Origin of the sequence: Pseudomonas sp. ICMP 8385, from assembly GCF_002699915.1 — a bacterium.
GTDB classification, from domain to species: domain Bacteria; phylum Pseudomonadota; class Gammaproteobacteria; order Pseudomonadales; family Pseudomonadaceae; genus Aquipseudomonas; species Aquipseudomonas gessardii.
This window is the reverse complement of record NZ_LKBY01000135.1, coordinates 177,350-198,477: the sequence shown is the minus strand read 5'-3', so window position 1 is coordinate 198,477 and position 21,128 is coordinate 177,350. Positions and strand designations below refer to the sequence as shown.

General features: G+C 64.8%; 8 protein-coding genes. 4 read left to right on the top strand and 4 right to left on the bottom strand.

Annotation, left to right across the window (positions count from 1 at the left end; genetic code table 11):
- Window positions 1-13: 13 nt before the first annotated feature.
- Genes atuC through AO268_RS27550 form a run of 3 tightly spaced genes read right to left on the bottom strand, consistent with a single transcriptional unit; the run spans window position 14 to window position 4,297 of the window.
- Window positions 14-1,630: a geranyl-CoA carboxylase subunit beta gene (gene atuC / locus AO268_RS27560; RefSeq protein ID WP_099170463.1), complete on the bottom strand. Its 1,617-nt coding sequence runs from the start codon at window positions 1,628-1,630 to the stop codon at window positions 14-16.
- Window positions 1,631-1,633: 3 nt separating this feature from the next.
- Window positions 1,634-2,506 (bottom strand): SDR family oxidoreductase, encoded by an 873-nt coding sequence (locus AO268_RS27555; protein WP_099170462.1) that lies wholly within the window; start codon window positions 2,504-2,506, stop codon window positions 1,634-1,636.
- A 12-nt stretch (window positions 2,507-2,518) separates the two neighbouring features.
- On the bottom strand, window positions 2,519-4,297 hold the full coding sequence (locus tag AO268_RS27550; RefSeq protein ID WP_099170461.1) for an acyclic terpene utilization AtuA family protein: 1,779 nt from the start codon (window positions 4,295-4,297) through the stop codon (window positions 2,519-2,521).
- Between the two features lie 157 nt (window positions 4,298-4,454).
- Between AO268_RS27550 and AO268_RS27545 the strand changes: the two genes are divergently transcribed.
- The 3 genes from AO268_RS27545 to AO268_RS27535 all read left to right on the top strand — a co-directional run bounded on the left by AO268_RS27545 (window position 4,455) and on the right by AO268_RS27535 (window position 7,070).
- Window positions 4,455-5,078, top strand: coding sequence for a TetR/AcrR family transcriptional regulator (locus AO268_RS27545; RefSeq protein WP_099170460.1), 624 nt, complete (start codon window positions 4,455-4,457; stop codon window positions 5,076-5,078).
- Between the two features lie 99 nt (window positions 5,079-5,177).
- Window positions 5,178-5,975: a substrate-binding periplasmic protein gene (locus AO268_RS27540; protein ID WP_099170459.1), complete on the top strand. Its 798-nt coding sequence runs from the start codon at window positions 5,178-5,180 to the stop codon at window positions 5,973-5,975.
- An 81-nt stretch (window positions 5,976-6,056) separates the two neighbouring features.
- Entirely contained in the window at window positions 6,057-7,070 is a 1,014-nt protein-coding gene (locus tag AO268_RS27535; protein ID WP_099170458.1) for a GNAT family N-acetyltransferase, read from the top strand.
- A 76-nt stretch (window positions 7,071-7,146) separates the two neighbouring features.
- Here the strand turns inward: AO268_RS27535 and AO268_RS27530 are convergent, their stop codons facing one another.
- On the bottom strand, window positions 7,147-7,698 hold the full coding sequence (locus AO268_RS27530; RefSeq protein ID WP_029298131.1) for an RNA polymerase factor sigma-70: 552 nt from the start codon (window positions 7,696-7,698) through the stop codon (window positions 7,147-7,149).
- Between the two features lie 430 nt (window positions 7,699-8,128).
- Between AO268_RS27530 and AO268_RS27520 the strand changes: the two genes are divergently transcribed.
- The gene (locus AO268_RS27520) at window positions 8,129-21,061 is read left to right on the top strand and encodes a non-ribosomal peptide synthetase (RefSeq protein WP_099170456.1); all 12,933 of its coding nucleotides are present in this window, start codon (window positions 8,129-8,131) and stop codon (window positions 21,059-21,061) included.
- Window positions 21,062-21,128 lie beyond the last annotated feature (67 nt).

Here is a 21,128-nt window from a genome sequence, read left to right as displayed (position 1 = left end):
GTTCTCCTGCTCGTTAAAAGCGCGCGGCGCCGAAGCTGTTGGGTTGCAGTTGGCGCACCTGGGCCTGCTGGCAGATATCCAGCAGGTAGCCCAGCAGCGTGCGGGTGTCCCGGGGGTCAATCAGCCCGTCGTCCCACAGGTTGGCGCTGCCATACAGGGCCGTGGACTGGCTGTCGAGTTTCTGCGCGGTGACCTGTTCGAGCATGTCGAGCACCTTGGGGTCGGGCACCAGGCCGTCCTTCAGTTGCTTGGCCTCGGTGACAATGCGCAGCACCTTGCCGGCCTGGGCACCGCCCATCACGGCGGTGCGGCTGTTGGGCCAGGCGAAGATAAAGCGCGGGTCCAGGCCCCGGCCGCACATCGCATAGTTGCCGGCGCCGTAGGAGCCGCCAACCACCACGGTGAGCTTGGGCACGCGGGCATTGGCCACCGCCTGGATCATCTTCGCGCCGTGCTTGATCACGCCTTGTTGTTCGGATTCGGTGCCCACCATAAACCCGGTGGTGTTGTGGAAAAACAGCAGCGGCGTCTGGCTCTGGTCGCACAGCTGGATAAACTGCGCCGCCTTGCTCGCGCCCTTGGGCGTGATCGGCCCGTTGTTGCCGATAAACCCGCAGGCGCGGCCCTGGATCTGCAAGTGGCCGCAGACGGTGTGGGGGTCGAACTCGCCCTTGAACTCCAGGAAGTTGGAGGCATCGGCGATACGCGCAATGATTTCCCGCACGTCATAGGGTTTTTTCGGATCATCGGGGATCAAACCCAGCAGTTCCTCAATCGGATACAGCGGCTCGGCGTAGGTCCGTACCGGTGCAGGCGGCAGCCGGTCGTCCCACGGCAATAGGCTGACAATCTCGCGCACGATGCGCACGCCATCAGCATCATTTTCGGCAAGGTATTCGGCGGTGCCGGCGGTTTGCGCATGCATTTGGGCGCCGCCGAGCTCTTCATCCGTCGCCACTTCACCGGTGGCCGCCTTGAGCAGCGGTGGGCCGGCGAGGAACAGCTTGGCCTTGCCACGCACCACCACCACGTAATCCGACAGCCCCGGCTGATAGGCACCGCCGGCGGTGGCCGAGCCGTGCACCACGGTGATCTGCGGCAGGCCCATGGCCGACATCCGCGCCTGGTTGGCAAAGCTGCGTGCGCCTTCGACGAAAATCTCCGCCGCGTAATTCAGGTTGGCACCGCCGCTTTCGGCCAGGGTCACCACCGGCAGTTTGTTTTCCATGGCGATCTGTTGCAGGCGCAGGGATTTTTTCAGGCCGCTGGGGGAAATCGTCCCGCCCTTGATTGCGCTGTTATTGGCCACCACCAGCATGCGCACGCCGCTGACATAACCGATACCGGCAATCAGACCGCCACCGGCGGCGCTGCCGTCCTTGTCGTCATGCAGCTTGTAGCCGGCCAGGCTCGCCAGTTCGAGGAAGGGCGCGCCGGGGTCGAGCAACAGGTTGAGGCGCTCGCGGGGCAGCAGTTGGCCGCGCTTGTCGAACTTGCCCTTGGCCTCGGCAGCCTTGTCCAGCAGGTTCTGTTCCAGTTGGCGCAGGTGGTTGATGGCGCTGAGCATGGCTTCGCGGTTCTGGGCGAACTGCGGGCTGTGGGGGTCGAGCAGGGAGTCGATGACGGGCATGGCTTATTGGCCCTCCTTGAGCACATCCGGCAGGTAGGCGCGGTGAAAACCATTGAACGATGGGCTCGGCGGCTGGGCCTTGTGCAGCGGCCAGGCGCGGCTGCCGAGGCTGGCGGCACCGTCGATGCGCAAGGTGCTGCCGCTGATGAACGCAGCGGCGGGGCTGAGCAAAAACACAATCGCCGCGCTGACTTCCGATTCGGTGCCAATGCGCTTGAGGGGCACATGCTCGCGCAGGGTCGGGATCACCGCTTTGAACGCGCCTTCGTAGGTGTCCATGCCACTGGAGGCGATCCAGCCCGGCGCCACCGCGTTGACCCGCACCCCGGCATAACCCCACTCGAACGCGGCAGTCTTGGTGAAATTGTCCATCCCCGCGCGCGCCGCGCCCGAGTGGCCCATGCCGGGCATGCCGCCCCACATGTCGGCGAGCATGTTGACGATGGCGCCGCCGTGCTTGCTCATCGACTGATTGAACACTTCCCGCGCCATCAGGAAACCGCCCACCAGATTGGTGCGCAACACGGTTTCAAAACCTTTTTGATTGATCGAGGCCAGGGGCGAGGGGTATTGGCCGCCGGCATTGTTGACCAGGCCGTGGATCGGCCCGTGTGCTTCGGTGACCTGGCTGACCAGCGCCTTCACCGCCTCTTCATCGCGAATATCACAGGCCTGCCAACTGGCGCGGCCGCCGTCCTCGCTGATTTCCTGGGCGACCTGTTGCAGCTTTTCCGGCTTGCGCCCCACCAGCACCACATGGGCGCCCAGCGCCGCCAGTTCATGGGCGGTGCAACGGCCAATACCGCTGCCGCCGCCGGTGACGATAAGGGTCTGCCCCTGGAACAGGTCGGCTTTGAAGATCGAGTCGAAGGCCACGGTGTGAGTCCTTTAGTTGAGTTGATCAGCGAGGTGGCGGGGCACGGCAATCGGTATTTCCAGCAGTTGCTGGGCGAAGGCCTTGCCTTGCGGGTCGATGCGCAGGCTGGCGATACCGCCGCCGCCCAGGGCGTTTTCCAGGAGGAAGTTGAGGCTGTGGCTGCCGGGCAGGTACCAGCGTTCGACGCGCCCGTGCAGTGGGTCGAGCACATGGCGCATCCAGTCGGCGATCACTTGCGGGGTCAGTGCCTCGGCAATCCATGGCAGGTATTCGGGCCGGCGCGCGATCACCCCGATATTGCTGTGATTGCCCTTGTCACCGGAGCGCGCCACAGCCAGCTTCACCAGGGGCACGCTGGCCTCGGCGCGGCCTTCGGGCCTGGGCGGGTCGAGGGGCGCGCGGGGCGTGCTCGGGGCGGCCGGGGCCGGCAGTTCGCAAGGGTGGGACTGGCCCAGGAAGTCCACGCTCAGGTTGCAGGCGCGCTTATCGATCAGGAACGAAAACAGGCGGATCAGTGGATACACCGTGGGCCTGCCGCCGACAATGCCGGTCAGGCCCGGTGCCATGCCGGTGGCCGCCTGGGCGATTTCCCGGGCGAACAGCACCAGCGCCTGTTTGCTTGGGTGGCGCACCGCGAGCTTGAGCACCACTTCGCGGCAGTCCTCGCGCCGGGCGTGGGCGCCGTAGGTGGCTTCGCTGCCGAGCAACTCGATATTGACCTCGGTGTAGGGTGCCCAGCCGCGCTGGCTGAACAGTTCTGAAGTCTTGTTGATGATCGCCTGGCTGACCCGTTCGGCCTTGGCCCGCGCATCGATACCGGCCAGCAGGCAGCTGGCGGTGCAGCGAAAGCCGTCGGGGTAGGTGGCACTGACTTTGTACTGGTCGGTCGGTGCCTGCCCTTTGGCGCCGCGCAGGTGCACCCGGTCCGTGCCCTGCTGGGTCAGCGTGACCTGGCTGAAGTCGCAGATCACGTCCGGCAGCAGATAGGCGCGTGGGTCGCCGATTTCATACAGCAGTTGTTCGGCGACGCTCAGTTCGCTGATCAACCCGCCCGTGCCCGGTGCTTTGCTGACGGTGAACTGGCCGTCGGCGCTGACTTCGACAATCGGGAAACCGATGTGCTCGTAGTCCGGCACCTGGCGCCAATCGGTGAAGTTGCCGCCGGTGCACTGCGCGCCACATTCGATGATATGCCCGGCCAGTGCGGCCTGGGCCAGGTGGTCGTAGTCCTGCCACGTCCAGTTGAACTCATGCACCAGGGCCGCGCTGACCACCGCGCTGTCCACCACGCGTCCGGTGATGACGATATCGGCCCCCAGTTGCAGGGCCTGGACGATGCCCGGCGCACCGAGGTAGGCATTGGTGGACACGCACATCGCCGGCAACGGCGCGCTACTGAACATATCCTGGATGCCCTGCAGTTGCTTGAACTGCGGTTGCAGGTCATCGCCCAGCACCACGGCGATTTTCAGTGGCACCTGGGCCTGGTCGCAAGCGGCCTGCAAGGCCGCCGCGCAGGCCTGGGGGTGGATGCCGCCGGCGTTGCTGATCACCCGGATGCCCTGGCGCTGGATATCGCCGAGCAGCGGCGCCAGCACTTCGACGAAATCCGTGGCGTAGCCGGCCTGGGGGTCTTTCAGGCGCGCCCCGGCGAGGATCGACATAGTGACTTCGGCCAGGTAGTCGAACACCAGGTAATCCAGGGTGCCGCCGTGCACCAACTGCGCGGCGGCGGTGCAGGTGTCGCCCCAGAATGCACTGGCGCAGCCGATACGAACGGTCTTGTCCATGGGAAGCCCTTCTTTGGAAAATCGCTGGGTCGAGACTACCAAGCAAGCGCTTGGTTTGTAAACTACAGACACAACTTATGCCCAAGCGCTTGCTTGGGTGGCTGTCACGGCCTAAATTGCCGGCCACGACGCAATCAAAGTAGTTGAGGAGAGCAGCATGGATGAGCAAAAAGCCCTGGAGGTGATGCGCACCATGGTGGACGGCGGGCAACTGACCGACCCCGACAGTGCCCGGGGCAAGCTGCTGCAGACCGCAGCTCACCTGTTTCGCAACAAGGGGTTTGAACGCACCACCGTGCGTGACCTGGCCAGTGCGGTGGGGATCCAGTCCGGCAGCATTTTTCACCATTTCAAGAGCAAGGACGAAATCCTGCGGGCGGTGATGGAAGAAACCATCCATTACAACACCGCGATGATGCGCGCCTCCCTGGCCGAGGCGAGCAATGTGCGCGAGCGGGTGCTGGCGCTGATTCGCTGCGAATTGCAGTCGATCATGGGCGGCAGCGGCGAAGCCATGGCCGTGTTGGTGTATGAATGGCGCTCGCTGTCGGCAGAGGGCCAGGCCCAGGTGCTGGCGTTGCGCGATGTCTACGAAGAGATCTGGTTGCAGGTGCTGGGCGAGGCCAAGCAGGCGGGTTATATCAAGGGCGATGTGTTTATCACCCGGCGTTTCCTGACCGGGGCGCTGTCGTGGACCACCACCTGGTTCCGCGCCGAGGGCAGCATGACCCTCGAACAGTTGGCCGAGGAAGCATTGTTACTGGTGCTCAAGGCCGATTAGGCCTGGAGTGCAGGCCATTAAATTGTCGGGTAGAAAGTTGTCTCTGGGGACAAAAACGCCTAGCTTAGCGAGATCCAGATTTTGAACGGTGCGTGCCTGATGTTTTCGCCATGGCGGCTGGCTGCAGGACTTACAGTGTTGGCGATGGGCACTTTGTGGCAGGCGCAGGTTTCGGCGGCTCAATTGGTGCGGATCGGTGCCGCGCATTTTCCGCCGTATACCGTGCGCCCGGAGCAGGGCGCCGACACCGGATTGCTGCCGCAACTGCTGGAGGCGCTGAACCGTGCGCAGAGTGACTACCAGTTCGTGCTGGTGCCCACCTCCATCCCTCGGCGCTTTCGTGATTTCGAGCAGGGCCGGGTCGACATGGCCATCTTCGAGAACCCGCAGTGGGGCTGGCAGGGCATTCCCCATACCAGTGTCGACATGGGCCTGGAGGACGCCGAGATTTTCGTCGCCCAGCGCCAGGCCGGTCGTGACCAGGGGTATTTCGCCGAGCTCAAGGGCAAGCGCCTGGCGGTGTTCAGCGGTTATCACTACGCCTTTGCCAACTTCAACCCCGACCCCAAGGCCATGGCCGCGCAGTTCAACGCCACGTTGACCTATTCCCATGACAGCAACTTGCTGATGGTCACCCGGGGGCGCGCGGATATTGCCCTGGTGACGCGCTCCTACCTCAGTGACTTTATGGTGCGCAATGCCGACACGGCTGGGCAGTTCCTAGTGTCGGAGCGCATTGACCAGGTCTACCACCACTACGCGTTGCTGCGCCCCAAGGCGCCGATCAGCGGCCCGGCGTTTGCCGCATTGCTCAAGGGCCTGCGCGACAGCGGTGAGCTGTTGAAGATCTTCGAGCCCTACCGCATCGATGTGCTGCCGGTCGCTGACGCGCCCTGATGGCGGCAACACCTGCTTAAATTTTTGCGGCTGGTTCACGTCACTTCGTCTAACTGTCGACGATTACCGTGAGCCTCCTCCATGCCCAATCCCCAAGACTTGTCAGCCCTGCCACTCCCGGCAGGGCCTACCCTGAACGCAGACGAAAGCGATGGCCGCCTGACCCTGACCCTCGCCGGCCAGCCGCTGGTGCGCCTGCGCCTTGCGCGCGGCGAAGCGTTGCACCTGCATTTGCAAAACCCCGGTGAGGTGCCGTCGGTGCAGGCCTTGTGGGCTGCGGCTTACTGGCTGTTTGCCCGGGAGCCTGAGCGCCAGCAACTCTTCTGGCACCTTGAACATACCCCGGATGAGGCCCTGCGCAGCGGCCTGCTGCTGGCCACGGACGTGGCGGGGCAGTTACGTTGCGAGCGCACCCTGTTCTGGCAATTGCCACAACCGTGGCTGGGCCTGCCGTCGAATGAGGCTTATCCGCAGCAGATGATCATCAGCACGGGCAAGCGCCATCCGGCGCGCGCGCCCAAGCCGCGGGGGGAAGTCTATCGACGTTTCGACATCCGCCTGGGCGCGTGGATCTCACTGCGCACACTGGAGATCGATGTAGACCTGGCCCGCTTCAATCGCTGGCAGAACAGTGCGCGGGTCGCCAATTTCTGGCAGGAAAGCGGCAGCCTGGAGCAACACCGGGACTATCTGCAGAAGCTGGACGCCGACCCGCACACCCTGACCCTGATCGGCTGTTTCGACGACGAGCCCTTTGCCTATTTCGAGGCGTACTGGGCCAAGGAGGATCGCATCGCGCCGTTCTATGAGGTGGGCGACTACGACCGGGGCATCCATATGCTGGTGGGCGAGGAGCATCATCGCGGGCCACACAAGGTTGCCAGTTGGCTGTCGGCGCTGGTGCACTACCTGTTTCTCGACGACCCGCGCACCCAGCGGGTGGTGGCGGAGCCCAGGGCCGACAATGCCAGGATGATCGGGCATATGCAGAACCAGTGCTTCCACTGCGAGAAGGAATTCGATTTCCCCCACAAGCGCGCGGCGCTGATGATTCTGGGGCGGGAGCGGTTTTTTGAGCGGTGCGGGTTGGTCTGAGCGCTACAGGGCAACGCAGATCAAAAGTGGGATTTGTGTGGGAGCTGGCCCCCACACAAGCTTATGCCCATGGTGGTTAGACCCGTCGGGCAAACGTATCGCTATGGGTCCCCGAAACCTTGCGGCAGTGCACCAGCGCATCACGGATCATAAAGTTGACCAGGGTCGGCGACACGCCCAGTTCCTTGGCAATGTCCTTTTGCGGCACGCCATGCAGGCGGTACATCTCGAACGCGTAGCGCGTGCGCTGGGGCAGCTCGGTCAGGGCGTCGGCGATGTTTTCCAGGGTGGAGAAATTGATGTGCGAGGTTTCCGGTGAAGCGCCATGAATAACCACATTCAAGCCTTCCTCTTCCGTCCCGGAGTATTTCAGTTCCAGGGCCTGTTTACGGTAGTGGTCGATAGCCAGGTTACGCACGATCTGGAACAGGTAGCTCAGTTGCGCCTTGAACGATGAGGTGATCTGCGGGGCCGATTGCAACCGGAAGTAGGCGTCCTGCACCACGTCTTCGGCACGGGAACGGCAGCCGGTGATGCGCGCTGCGATCTTGACCAGGATCAGGCGGTTATCGACAAACGCCTGGAGTAACGGTGAATCGCACCTGCTTGTGGATACTTGTTCCGTCATGGAAATCACCTTGCTGCAAATAAGGTTAGTGGAGGGCATCCCTGCTGAGGCCTCCTACACATCGGGCAACAAATTATGCTTAATGATAATGATTGTCAAATGAGAAGCGGAACTAATCTTATACCGAAATGCAAACGGTGAGGCACTTCTCTTTGTCTGCGGACCTTGGCCTGCCGAGTAATTATTTTGCCGGGCCATCCGTTCTCATTGGTGACAGGCCCGCCAACACGCCGGCCATGGATGTGCACCCAGAGGAGGACGACATGCGTTTGTATCGCGAGAACCCGGCGTTCCAGGCAGGGGTGTCTGAGATGAGCCCATCGACCCGCTGGCACCATGGCCCGGCGCGGCAGGCGGCCGGCTGAATACGCCGCGACACGCCCCCTATCCCCCGATTTCCCCGTAAGCCGATTGCAGGCAGGAACCCCTCATGATGGACGCCCTCGAACTTCCCCGCACCCTGGTCCAGTCCCTCCAGCGCCGTGCCGCGCAGACCCCGGACCAGGTGGCCCTGCGCTTTTTGGCCGAGTCCGCCGATGACAGTGTGGTGCTCAGCTACCGTGACCTGGACCTGCGCGCCCGCACCATTGCCGCCGCCCTGCAGGCCTCGGCCGGCCTGGGCGAGCGTGCGGTGTTGCTGTTCCCCAGCGGCCCGGATTATGTCGCGGCGTTCTTTGGCTGCCTGTATGCCGGGGTGATCGCGGTGCCGGCCTATCCGCCGGAGTCCACCCGCCGGCATCACCAGGAGCGCTTGCTGTCGATCATCGCCGATGCCGAGCCCAGGCTGTTACTGACCAGCAGCGGTTTACGCGATGCCCTGAGGCAGATCGAGCAAGCGCCGCCGTTGCTCTGCGTGGATGAGCTGCACAGCGAAATCGCCGCTGATTGGGTCGCGCCAAACCTGCAGGACAACGATATCGCCTTCCTGCAATACACCTCCGGCTCCACGGCCTTGCCCAAGGGCGTGCAAGTCACCCACGGCAACCTGGTGGCCAACGAACTGCTGATTCGCCGCGGGTTTGGCATCGACCTCAACCCCGATGACGTGATTGTCAGCTGGCTGCCGCTGTACCACGACATGGGCCTGATCGGTGGCCTGCTGCAACCGATCTTCAGCGGCGTGCCGTGTGTGTTGATGTCGCCGGCGTACTTCCTTGGCCGGCCCCTGCGCTGGCTGGAAGCGATCAGCCAATACCGCGGGACCATCAGCGGCGGCCCGGACTTCGCCTACCGCCTGTGCAGCGAGCGGGTCAGCGACTCGGCCCTGGAGCGCCTGGACCTGAGCCATTGGCGCGTGGCCTATTCCGGCTCCGAGCCGATCCGCCTCGACACCCTGGAGCGCTTCGCCGAAAAATTCGCCTGCTGTGGTTTTACCCCGAACAACTTCTTTGCCTCCTATGGCCTGGCCGAGGCGACCCTGTTTGTCGCTGGCGGCACCCGTGGCCAGGGCATCCCGGCGTTGCGCGTGGACGAGCAGGCGCTGGCCGCCAACCGGGCCGAGCCAGGGCAGGGCAGTGCGATCATGAGCTGCGGCACCAGCCAGCCCGAGCATGGGGTGCTGATCGTCGAGCCGCAGACCCTGGCTGAACTGGCCGACAACTGCGTCGGCGAAATTTGGGCCACCGGCCCGAGCATTGCCCACGGCTACTGGCGCAACCCCGAAGCCACCGCCAAGACGTTTGTGTCGCACGCCGGGCGCACCTGGTTGCGCACCGGGGACCTGGGCTTTATGCGCGACGGCGAGGTGTTTATCACCGGGCGCCTGAAAGACCTGCTGATTGTGCGTGGCCACAACCTGTACCCGCAGGACATCGAGCAAACCGTCGAACGCGAAGTGGAAGTGGTGCGCAAGGGGCGTGTCGCGGCCTTTGCAGTGAACGACCAGGGCCTGGAAGGCATCGGTATCGCCGCAGAAATCAGCCGCAGCGTACAGAAGATCCTGCCGCCCGAAGCCCTGATCAAAGCCATTCGCCAGGCGGTGGCCGAGGCCTATCAAGAGGCGCCGTGCGTGGTGCTGCTGCTCAACCCCGGCGCGTTGCCGAAAACCTCCAGTGGCAAGCTCCAGCGTTCGGCCTGCCGCACCCGCCTGGCCGATGGCAGCCTCGACAGCTACGCGCAGTTCCCCGAACAGGGCGGGCAGGCCGGCGAGGAGGGCCTGCAATCAGCACTGCAACAGCAGATTGCGGCGATCTGGTGTGAACAGCTGCAGGTGGCGCAAGTGGCTGGCGATGACCATTTCTTCTTGCTTGGTGGCAACTCCATCAGCGCCACCCAGGTGGTCGCCCGCCTGCGCGAAACCCTGGGCCTGGAACTCAACCTGCGCCTGTTGTTCGAGGCGCCGGTGCTGGCCGATTTCGCTGCCGGCATCGGGCAGTTGCAGCTGGACGGGGGTGTGGCCCAGGGCGCAATCAGTGCCTTGTCACGCCAGCAGGAGATGCCGCAATCCCTGGCGCAAAACCGCCTGTGGATCACCTGGCAATTGGACCCGCAAAGCAGCGCCTACACCATCCCCGGTGCCCTGCGCCTGCGTGGCGAGCTGGACGAAGACGCGCTGCATGCAAGCTTCGCGCAACTGATCCAGCGCCACGAAGCGCTGCGTACGCGGTTCTATGAGCGTGACGGCCAGGGCTACCAGCGCGTCGATGCCCAGCGTGAATTTGCCGTGCAAGTCATCGACCTGCGCGACCTGCCCGTGGCCGAGCGTGAAGCCCGCGCCGCGCAGATCCGCGAGGACGAGGCACGTACCGTATTCGACCTGGAACAAGGCCCGCTGCTGTGGGTCACCCTGTTGCGCCTGGACGATGAAGATCACCAGTTGCTGGTGACCCTGCACCACATCATTGCCGACGGCTGGTCGCTGAATGTATTGATCGACGAATTTTCGCGCCTCTATGCCGCCGCGTCCCAAGGCCAGGCCGTCGAGTTGCCGGCCCTGACTGTGCAGTACGCCGACTACGGCAGTTGGCAGCGCCAATGGCTGGCCGAGGGTGAAGGCCAGCGCCAGTTGGATTACTGGAAGCAACAGTTGGGCGACGAACATCCGACCTTGAGCCTGGCCACCGACCATCCGCGCTCGGCCCAACAACGCCACAGTGCCGCACGCTACAGCCTGCGCCTGGAGGCGGGCCTCGGCGAAGCGATCCGCCAGACCGCCCAGGCCCACCAGGCCACCCCCTTCGTGCTGTTGCTGACGGCATTCCAATGCCTGTTGCACCGCTACAGCGGCCAGCGCGATATCCGCATCGGCGTGCCCAATGCCAACCGTGGGCGCCAGGAAACCCAGGGCCTGATCGGCTTCTTTATCAATACCCTGGTCATGCGCGCCGAGGTGGACCCGCGCCAGCCCTTCAGCGAACTGCTGGCGGCGACCCGCCTGGCGGCCACCGAGGCCCAGGCCCATCAGGACTTGCCCTTCGAGCAATTGTTGGAAGCTTTCCCACAGGCCCGCGAGCAAGGCCTGTTCCAGGTGCTGTTCAACCATCAGCAACGCGACCTGGGCGCCTTGCGCCGCCTGCCGGGCCTGCTCGCCGAAGAGCTGCCATGGCACAGCCGCGAGGCCAAGTTCGACCTGCAGCTGCACAGCGAAGAAGACCGCCACGGGCGCCTGAGCCTGTCATTCGACTACGCCGACGAGCTGTTCGACGCCCGTACTATCCAACGTCTGGCCGCGCATTTGGTCAGCCTGTTGCAGGCCGTCTGCGCGCAACCGCAGCAAGCCCTGGGCGATATCCCGCTGCTGAACGCCAACGAGTACGTCGAGCAACGCCACTGGGGCGAAGCCCCCTGCGCACCGGCGCAGCGCCTGGTGCCGGAGCAACTCAACCACTATAGCGACGAGCGCACCGCCCTGGTCTGGCACGATGCCAGCCTGACCTTCGCCCAACTGCACACCCAGGCCAACCGCCTGGCCCATTACCTGCGCGACAAAGGCGTCGGCCCGGACGTGTGCGTGGCGATTGCCGCCGAGCGCTCGCCGCAACTGCTGATCGGCTTGCTGGCGATCCTCAAGGCCGGCGGCGCCTATGTGCCGCTGGACCCGGACTACCCGGCCGAGCGCCTGGCCTACATGCTGGCCGACAGCGGCGTGCAATTGCTGCTGACCCAGACCCATCTGTTGCAACAGTTGCCGGCGGCCGAGGGCGTGTCGGTGATCGCCATGGACAGCCTCAAGCTCGACAGCTGGCCGACCCAGGCCCCGGGCCTGCACCTCAATGCCGACAACCTCGCCTATGTGATCTACACCTCCGGCTCCACTGGCCAGCCCAAGGGCGTGGGCAATACCCATGGCGCCCTGGCCGAGCGCTTGCAGTGGATGCAGGCCACCTATCAGTTGGATGCAAGCGATGTGCTGCTGCAAAAGGCACCGATCAGTTTCGACGTGTCGGTGTGGGAGTGCTTCTGGCCGCTGATCAGCGGGTGTCGCCTGGTCCTGGCCGGCCCCGGCGAGCATCGCGACCCCCATCGGATTGCGCAACTGGTGCAGGCGCATGGGGTGACCACCCTGCATTTTGTGCCGCCGCTGTTGCAACTGTTTGTCGATGAACCCCTGGCGGGCGAATGTACCAGCCTGCGCCGGGTGTTCTCCGGTGGCGAAGCCTTACCCGCCCAATTGCGCAATCGACTCCTGGCGCTACTGCCAATGGTGCAGTTGCACAACCGCTATGGGCCCACCGAAACCGCGATCAACGTCACCCATTGGCACTGCCAGCGCGCCGACGGCGAACGCTCGCCGATTGGCCGCCCATTGGGCAATGTGATTGGCCGGGTGCTGGACGCGCAATTCAACCTGTTGCCTGCCGGGGTGCCGGGTGAACTGTGCATCGGCGGGGTTGGCCTGGCGCGCGGTTATCTGGGGCGTGCCGGGTTGACCGCCGAGCGTTTTGTCGCCGACCCCCTGGGCGCGGCGGGCGCACGCCTGTACCGCACCGGCGACCGTGTGCGCTGGACGGCCGACGGGGTGCTGGAGTACCTCGGGCGCCTGGATCAGCAGGTCAAGTTGCGTGGCTTTCGTGTGGAACCGGAAGAAATCCAGGCGCGGTTGCTGGCCCAGGCCGGCATCGCCCAGGCCCTGGTGCTGATCCGCGACACCGCCGGCGGTGCCCAGTTGATCGGTTACTACACCGCCAGCGGCAAGTTGGATGAGCAGGACGTGAAAGCCGCCCTGGCCGCCGAGTTGCCGGAGTACATGGTGCCGGCGCAACTGATCCGCCTCGACGTCATGCCCCTGGGCCCCAGCGGCAAAGTGGACCGGCGTGCCTTGCCGGAACCGGTATGGCAGGTGCGTGAACATGTGGAGCCGCAGACCGCCCTGCAACAGCAGATCGCCGGGATCTGGCGCACGGTGCTGGGCGTGCCGCGTATCGGCCTGCGTGACGACTTCTTTGCCCTTGGCGGCCATTCGCTGCTGGCCACGCAAATCATCTCCCGCACACGCCAGGCCTGTGATGTGGAGCTGGCGCTGCGCACCTTGTTTGAAGCCAGTGAGCTGGGGGATTTCGTCGAGCAAGTGCGGCTGATCCAGGCCAGTGGCCAACGCAACCAGCAGACCGCGATCGGCAAGGTGGACCGCCGCCAGGCGGTGCCGCTGTCCTATTCCCAGCAGCGCATGTGGTTCCTCTGGCAAATGGAGCCGGATAGCCCGGCCTATAACGTCGGCGGCATGGCGCGCTTGCGCGGGGTGCTGGATGTGGGGCGTTTCGAGGCGGCGTTGCAAGCCTTGATCATGCGCCACGAAACCCTGCGCACCACCTTCCCGAGTGTCGATGGCGTGGCCCGGCAGAACGTTGCCGCGCAAAGCAGCGTACGCATGAGCTGGCAGGATTTTTCGGCGCTGCACGAGGCTGAACGGCAAGTACGCTTGCAGCAACTGGCTGACCAGCAAGCCCACAGCCCCTTCAACCTGGAAACCGGGCCGTTGCTGCGCGCCTGCCTGGTCAAGGCCGGCGAGCAGGAGCACTACCTGGTGCTGACCCTGCACCATATCGTCACCGAAGGCTGGGCCATGGACATCTTTGCCCGTGAACTCAGCGCGCTCTACGAAGCCTTTATCGATGAGCGCGAATCGCCCCTGGAACCGCTGCCGGTGCAGTACCTGGACTACAGCGTGTGGCAGCGCCAATGGCTGGAGGCCGGTGAGCGCCAGCGCCAGCTCGACTACTGGACCACGCAGTTGGGCAACGAGCATCCGCTACTGGAATTGCCCGCCGACCGGCCACGCCCGGCGGTGCAAAGTCACCAGGGCGAGCTGTACCGTTTTGACCTTGGCGATGAACTCGCCGCCAAGGTGCGCGCCTTCAATGCCGAGCAGGGCCTGACTCTGTTCATGACCATGACCGCGACCCTGGCGACGCTGCTCTACCGCTACAGCGGCCAGACCGACCTGCGCATCGGCGCGCCAGTGGCCAACCGTATTCGCCCGGAAAGCGAAGGGCTGATCGGCGCTTTCCTCAACACCCAGGTGCTGCGTTGCCAGCTCGACGGGCAGATGCGCGTCGCTGAGCTGTTGGAGCAGGTGCGTCACACCGTGATCGAAGGCCAGTCCCATCAGGACCTGCCGTTCGACCACCTGGTGGAAGCCCTGCAACCGCCGCGCAGCGCCGCGTACAACCCGCTGTTCCAGGTGATGTGCAACGTGCAGCGCTGGGAGTTCCAGCAAAGCCGGCAACTGGCCGGGATGACCGTCGAATACCTGGCCAACGATGCGCGCGCCACCAAGTTCGACCTCAACCTGGAAGTCACCGACCTCGACCATCGCCTGGGTTGCTGCCTGACCTACAGTACCGACCTGTTCGATGAGCCGCGCATTGCGCGCATGGCCGCCCATTGGTGCAACCTGCTGGAGGCGTTGATCGTCGACCCGCAACAGCGCTTGAGCGAACTGCCGCTGTTGCACGTCGATGAACAGCATGCGCTGCAAGACAGCCTCGGCATTGAGGCTGGCGAGCACCGTCTCGACCAGTGCATCCATCAGTTGTTCAGCCAACAGGTCCAGGCCCGTGGCGATGCCCCGGCATTGACCTTTGCCGGGCAGACCCTGAGCTACCGCGAGCTGGACCGCCGCGCCAATCGCCTGGCCTGGATGTTGCGCGAGCGTGGGGTGGGCCCGCAGGTGCGGGTCGGCCTGGCGCTGCCGCGCTCACTGGAAATGGTCATCGGCCTGCTGGCGATCCTCAAGGCCGGTGGCGCCTATGTGCCGCTGGACCCGGAATACCCGCTGGACCGCCTGCACTACATGATCGAAGACAGCGGCATCGGCCTGCTGCTCAGCGATGGGGCGATGTTCAAGGCCTTGGGCGAGTTGCCCGCCAGCGTCAGTGGCTGGTGCCTGGAAGATGACCTGCCGGCGCTGGCCAACTACCCGGCCAGCGACCTGCCGACGATCAGCCTGGCGCAGCACCAGGCGTACCTGATCTACACCTCCGGTTCCACCGGCAAGCCCAAGGGCGTGGTGGTGTCCCACGGTGAAATCGCCATGCATTGCCAGGCAGTGATCGAGCGCTTTGGCATGCGCCCCGACGATTGTGAGCTGCACTTCTATTCGATCAACTTCGACGCCGCCACCGAGCGCCTGCTGGTGCCGTTGCTCAGTGGCGCGCAGGTGGTATTGCGCGCCCAGGGCCAATGGGATGCCGAAGAAATCTGCGGGCTGATCCGTGAGCACCGTATCAATATCCTCGGCTTTACCCCCAGCTATGGCAGCCAGTTGGCGCAATGGCTGGCCACGCAACACCAGACCTTGCCGGTGCGCATGTGCATCACCGGCGGCGAAGCCCTGACCGGCGAGCATTTGGCGCGTATCCGTGCGGCGTTCCAGCCGGCGCTGTTTTTCAACGCCTACGGGCCGACCGAAACCGTGGTCATGCCCCTGGCCAGCCTGGCGCCGCAGGTGCTGGAGGAGGGCGCCGGCAGTGTGCCGATCGGCAGCATCATCGGCGCCCGGGTTGCCTATATTCTGGATGCCGACCTGGCGCTGGTGCCCCAGGGCGCGACCGGCGAGTTGTACGTGGGCGGCGCCGGCCTGGCCCAGGGTTATCACCAGCGTCCGGGCATGACCGCCGAACGTTTTGTGGCCGACCCCTATGCCGATGGCGGGCGTCTCTATCGCACCGGCGACCTGGTACGTCAGCGCGCCGATGGCCTGGTGGAGTACCTGGGGCGCATCGATCATCAGGTGAAAATCCGCGGTTTCCGTATCGAACTGGGCGAGATCGAAACCCGTCTGCTGGAACACGAGGCGGTACGCGAAGCCGTGGTCCTGGCCCTGGACACGCCGGGTGGCAAGCAACTGGCGGCGTACCTGGTCAGCGCTGCCAGTGACCACACCGCCTTGCGCGAGGCACTCAAGAGCCACCTGAAGGCGCAACTGCCGGACTATATGGTGCCCGCGCACCTGATGGTGCTCGACAGCATGCCGCTGACCGCCAACGGCAAGCTCGACCGCCGCGCCTTGCCGCAGCCGGACCCCGAGGCCAATCGGCAAGCGTATGTGGCGCCGAGCAATGCGCTGGAGCTGAGCCTCGCCGCGATCTGGTGTGCGGTGCTCAATGTGCGGCAGGTCGGGTTGCACGATAACTTCTTTGAGCTGGGCGGCGATTCGATCCTGTCGATCCAGGTGGTCAGCCGGGCGCGGCAGGCGGGGATTCACTTCAGCCCCCGCGACCTGTTCCAGCACCAGAGCGTGCAGGCCCTGGCCGCAGTGGCCACGCGCAGTGAGCAGATCACTGCCGAGCAAGGTGTATTGACCGGCCCTTCGGGCATGACGCCAATCCAGCACTGGTTCTTCGACAGCGAGATCCCGGCGCGCCAGCACTGGAACCAGGCCTTGGTGCTGGCACCGGTGCAGGCCCTCGATCCACGTCGCCTGGAGCAGGCGCTACTGGCTGTGCTGGAACACCACGACGCCTTGCGCCTGGGCTTTACCCAGCGCGACGCGCAATGGCATGCCGAGCATCTGGCAATACCGGAGGGCGGCGTGTTGTGGCTGGCCCAGGTGGCGGATATGGCGCAGTGCGAGGCGCTGTTCGCCGATGCCCAGCGCAGCCTCGACCTGGAGCACGGCCCGCTGTTGCGCGCTTTGCTGGTGGACGGGCCGCTTGGCCAGCAACGCTTGCTGATCGCCATCCATCACCTGGTGGTGGATGGCGTGTCCTGGCGTGTCTTGCTGGAAGACCTGCAAAACGTCTATCGCCAACTGAGCGACGGCCAGGCCGTCAGCCTGCCGGCCAAGACCAGTGCCGTGCGCGACTGGGCCGCCCGTTTGCAGGCCTATGCCAGCAGCGAATCCCTGCGCGAAGAACTGAGCCTGTGGCAGCAACAGTTGGCCGGCCCGGCGGTGGCGCTACCGGTGGACCGGGCGCACGGCAGCCTGCGCCATCGCGACGCCGAGACCGTCAGCGTGCGCCTGGATGCCGAGCGCACCCGCCAATTGCTGCAACAGGCGCCGAGCGCCTACCGCACCCAGGTCAACGACCTGTTGTTGACGGCATTGGCCCGCGTACTGTGCCGCTGGAGTGGGCACACATCGACCCTGATCCAACTGGAAGGCCATGGCCGCGAAGCCCTGTTCGATGAGATCGACCTGACCCGCAGTGTCGGGTGGTTCACCAGCGCCTACCCACTGCGCCTGACGCCACAGGAGGCCGGGCCGGGCGCGTCGATCAAGGCGATCAAGGAACAATTGCGCGCTGTCCCGCACAAGGGCCTGGGCTATGGCGTGCTGCGCTACCTGGCCGACAGCCCTTGTCGCCAGGCCATGGCGGCGTTGCCGAGCGCTTCGATTACGTTCAACTACCTCGGGCAGTTCGACCAGAGCTTCGACAGCCAGGCGCTGTTCCACCCGCTGGAAACGCCTGCCGGCCCAGCCCATGACCCGGATGCGCCGCTGCCCAACGCCCTGAGTGTGGACAGCCAGGTGTACGGTGGCGAACTGGTGCTGCGCTGGACCTTCAGCCGTGAACGCCACGAGCGCCAGACCATCAGCGACCTGGCCGACGCCTACCTGGACGAATTGCACAGCCTGATCGCCCACTGCCTACATGAGGATGCCGGTGGCCTGACGCCGTCCGACTTCCCCTTGGCGCACCTGACCCAGGCGCAACTGGATGCACTGCCGGTGCCGGCCAGCGCCATCGAGGACGTGTACCCGCTGACGCCCATGCAGGAAGGCCTGCTGTTGCACACCCTGCTGGAACCGGGCACCGGCCTGTATTACATGCAGGACCGCTACCGCATCCACAGCGAGCTCAACCCCGAGCGTTTTGCCCTGGCCTGGAAAGCCGTGATCGCCCGGCATGAAGCCTTGCGCGCGTCGTTCTGCTGGAATGTCGGCGAAGAGATGTTGCAGGTGATCCACAAGCCCGGCAGCACGCCGATTGAATACCTGGACTGGACCGGCACCCCGGCCGAGCAACAGGAGCCACGCTTGCAAGCCCTGCTCAAAAGCGAGCGCGAGGCCGGTTTCGATCTGCTCAACCAGGCGCCGTTCCACCTGCGCCTGATCCGCGTCGGCGAGGCCCGCTACTGGTTCATGATGAGCAACCACCACATCCTGATCGATGCCTGGTGCCGCTCGTTGTTGATGAATGACTTCTTCGAGATCTACATGGCCCTGGGGGAGGGCCGCGAGGCACAACTGGCCGCGCCGCCACGCTATCGCGACTACATCGCCTGGCTGCAACGCCAGAACCTGGCCGAGGCGCGGCAGTGGTGGCAACAGAACCTGCAAGGCTTTGAGCGCACCACACCGATCCCCAGCGACCGGCCATTCCTGCGCGAACACGCCGGCCACAGTGGCGGCATGGTCGTAGGCGATTGCTATACCCGTCTGGATTCGCGCGATGGCGCGCAATTGCGTGAGCTGGCCCAGGCTCATCAACTGACCGTCAATACCTTCGCCCAGGCCGCATGGGCCCTGGTGCTGCGGCGCTTGAGCGGCGAGCGTGACGTGCTGTTCGGCGTCACCGTGGCCGGGCGCCCGGTGGACATGCCGCAGATGCAGCGCACGGTCGGCCTGTTTATCAACAGCATCGCCCTGCGGGTCAAGGTGCCCGAGGACGATCAGCCGTGCAGCGTGCGCCAGTGGTTGAGCGCCTTGCTCGACAGCAATATGCAACTGCGCGAGTACGAGTACCTGCCGCTGGTGACTATTCAGGAGCACAGCGAACTGCCCAAGGGCCAGCCGCTGTTCGACAGCCTGTTTGTATTTGAAAACGCCCCGGTGGAAGTCTCGGTGCTGGACCGCGCGCAAAGCCTCAACGCCACCTCGGACTCGGGCCGTACCCACACCAACTTCCCGCTGACGGCGGTGTGCTACCCGGGCGATGACCTGGGGCTGCACCTGTCCTATGACCAGCGTTATTTTGATGAAAGCACCGTGCAGGGCATGCTCGCCGAGTTCAAGCGCCTGCTGCTGGCGCTGGTGCAGGGCTTCCATGGTGAGATGGCCGACCTGCCGCTGATGGGCGCGCAGGAACGCGAGTTCCTGGTGCACGCTTGCAACCAGAGCGCCCATGAGTACCCGCTGGAGCGCAGCTACGTCGAACTGTTCGAGGCGCAAGTGGCGCAGCATCCGCAGCGCATCGCCGCCAGTTGTCTGGAGCAGCAATGGACCTATGCCGAACTGAACCAGCGCAGCAACCGCCTGGGCCATGCCCTGGTCGCGGCGGGTGTCGGCCTGGACCAGCCGGTGGTGCTGCTGGCCGAGCGTGGCCTGGACCTGCTGGGCATGATCATCGGCAGCTTCAAGGCCGGTGCCGGTTACTTGCCGCTGGATCCCGGCCTGCCGAGCCAACGCTTGAGCCGGATCATCGACCTGAGCCGCACGCCATTGCTGGTGTGCACTGCGGCCTGCCTTGAACAGGCGCAGGTGTTGCTCGACGACTTTGCCTGCGGCGCGCGGCCGAAGTTGCTGGTGTGGGAAGACATCGTGGGCGCAGATAGCAATCCGGGGATCTACAGCGGCCCGGACAACCTGGCCTATGTGATCTACACCTCCGGCTCCACCGGGTTGCCCAAGGGTGTGATGGTCGAGCAGCGTGGCATGCTCAACAACCAACTGAGTAAGGTGCCGTACCTGCACCTGAGCGAGCAGGATGTGATCGCCCAGACCGCGTCCCAGAGCTTTGATATTTCCGTGTGGCAGTTCCTCGCCGCGCCGCTGTTTGGCGCGCGGGTGGATATCGTCCCCAACACCATCGCCCATGATCCGCAGGGCTTGCTGGCCCATGTGCAGGCCCAGGGCATCACCGTGCTGGAAAGCGTACCGTCGCTGATCCAGGGCATGCTTGCCCAGGAGCGCATCAGCCTGGAGGGCCTGCGCTGGATGCTGCCGACCGGTGAGGCAATGCCGCCGGAACTGGCGCACCAATGGCTGCTGCGTTACCCGCACATCGGCCTGGTCAATGCCTACGGCCCGGCGGAATGCTCGGATGACGTGGCGCTCTTCCGCGTCGACCTGGCCTCGACCCGCGGCACCTACCTGCCGATCGGCATGCCGACGGATAACAACCGCCTGTACCTCCTTGATGGCGCGCTGGAGTTGGTGCCGCAAGGCGCGGTGGGCGAGTTGTGCGTGGCCGGCACCGGTGTGGGGCGCGGGTATGTCAGCGATCCGCTGCGCACCGCCCAGGTGTTTGTGCCGGACCCGTTTGGCGCACCCGGGGAGCGTCTGTACCGCACCGGCGACCTGGCGCGGCGGCGCAGCGATGGGGTGCTGGAGTACGTCGGGCGTATCGACCACCAGGTGAAGATTCGCGGCTACCGCATCGAGCTGGGTGAAATCGAGGCGCGTCTGCATGAACAACCCGAAGTGCGCGATGCTGCCGTCGGCGTGCAGGAAGGGGTCAATGGCAAGCACTTGGTCGGCTATCTGGTTGCCAGCGACGCCAGCCTCAGCCCTGGCGAACGCCTGGACCGCATCAAGCAACGCCTGCGCAGCGAGTTGCCGGAGTATATGGTGCCGTTGCACTGGTTGTGGCTCGAGCGCCTGCCGCTGAACGCCAACGGCAAGCTCGACCGCAAGGCCCTGCCGGCCCTGGAGATCGGCCAACTGCACAGCCAGGACTACCTGGCGCCGCGCAGCGAACTGGAGCAGACCCTGGCCACGATCTGGGCCGAGGTGCTGAAGGTCGGGCAGGTGGGCGTGCTGGATAACTTCTTCGAGCTGGGTGGGCATTCGTTGCTGGCCACACAAATCGCCTCGCGGGTGCAGAAGAGCCTGCAACAGGATGTACCGCTGCGGGCGATGTTCGAGTGCAGCACGGTGGCCGAGCTGGCGAGCTATATCGAGGGCTTGGCGGCCCATGAGATCAGTGCCGGCACGGTGGACCGGTTGAGTGATTTGATGGCGGAGCTGGAGGGACTCTAAACAGGAGTGGGGCTGCTGTGCTGAGCAGGCAGCGGCGCCACTTTTCCATGCAAACTGTGAATTCTGA

Bases quoted from the DNA above. Each gene is read 5' to 3' on its own strand.
- AO268_RS27520 (WP_099170456.1), top strand. From the start codon at position 8,129: ATGATGGACGCCCTCGAACTTCCCCGCACCCTGGTCCAGTCCCTCCAG.
- AO268_RS27545 (WP_099170460.1), top strand. From the start codon at position 4,455: ATGGATGAGCAAAAAGCCCTGGAGGTGATGCGCACCATGGTGGACGGC.
- AO268_RS27535 (WP_099170458.1), top strand. From the start codon at position 6,057: ATGCCCAATCCCCAAGACTTGTCAGCCCTGCCACTCCCGGCAGGGCCT.
- AO268_RS27550 (WP_099170461.1), bottom strand. From the start codon at position 4,297: ATGGACAAGACCGTTCGTATCGGCTGCGCCAGTGCATTCTGGGGCGAC.
- AO268_RS27530 (WP_029298131.1), bottom strand. From the start codon at position 7,698: ATGACGGAACAAGTATCCACAAGCAGGTGCGATTCACCGTTACTCCAG.
- atuC (WP_099170463.1), bottom strand. From the start codon at position 1,630: ATGCCCGTCATCGACTCCCTGCTCGACCCCCACAGCCCGCAGTTCGCC.
- AO268_RS27540 (WP_099170459.1), top strand. From the start codon at position 5,178: ATGTTTTCGCCATGGCGGCTGGCTGCAGGACTTACAGTGTTGGCGATG.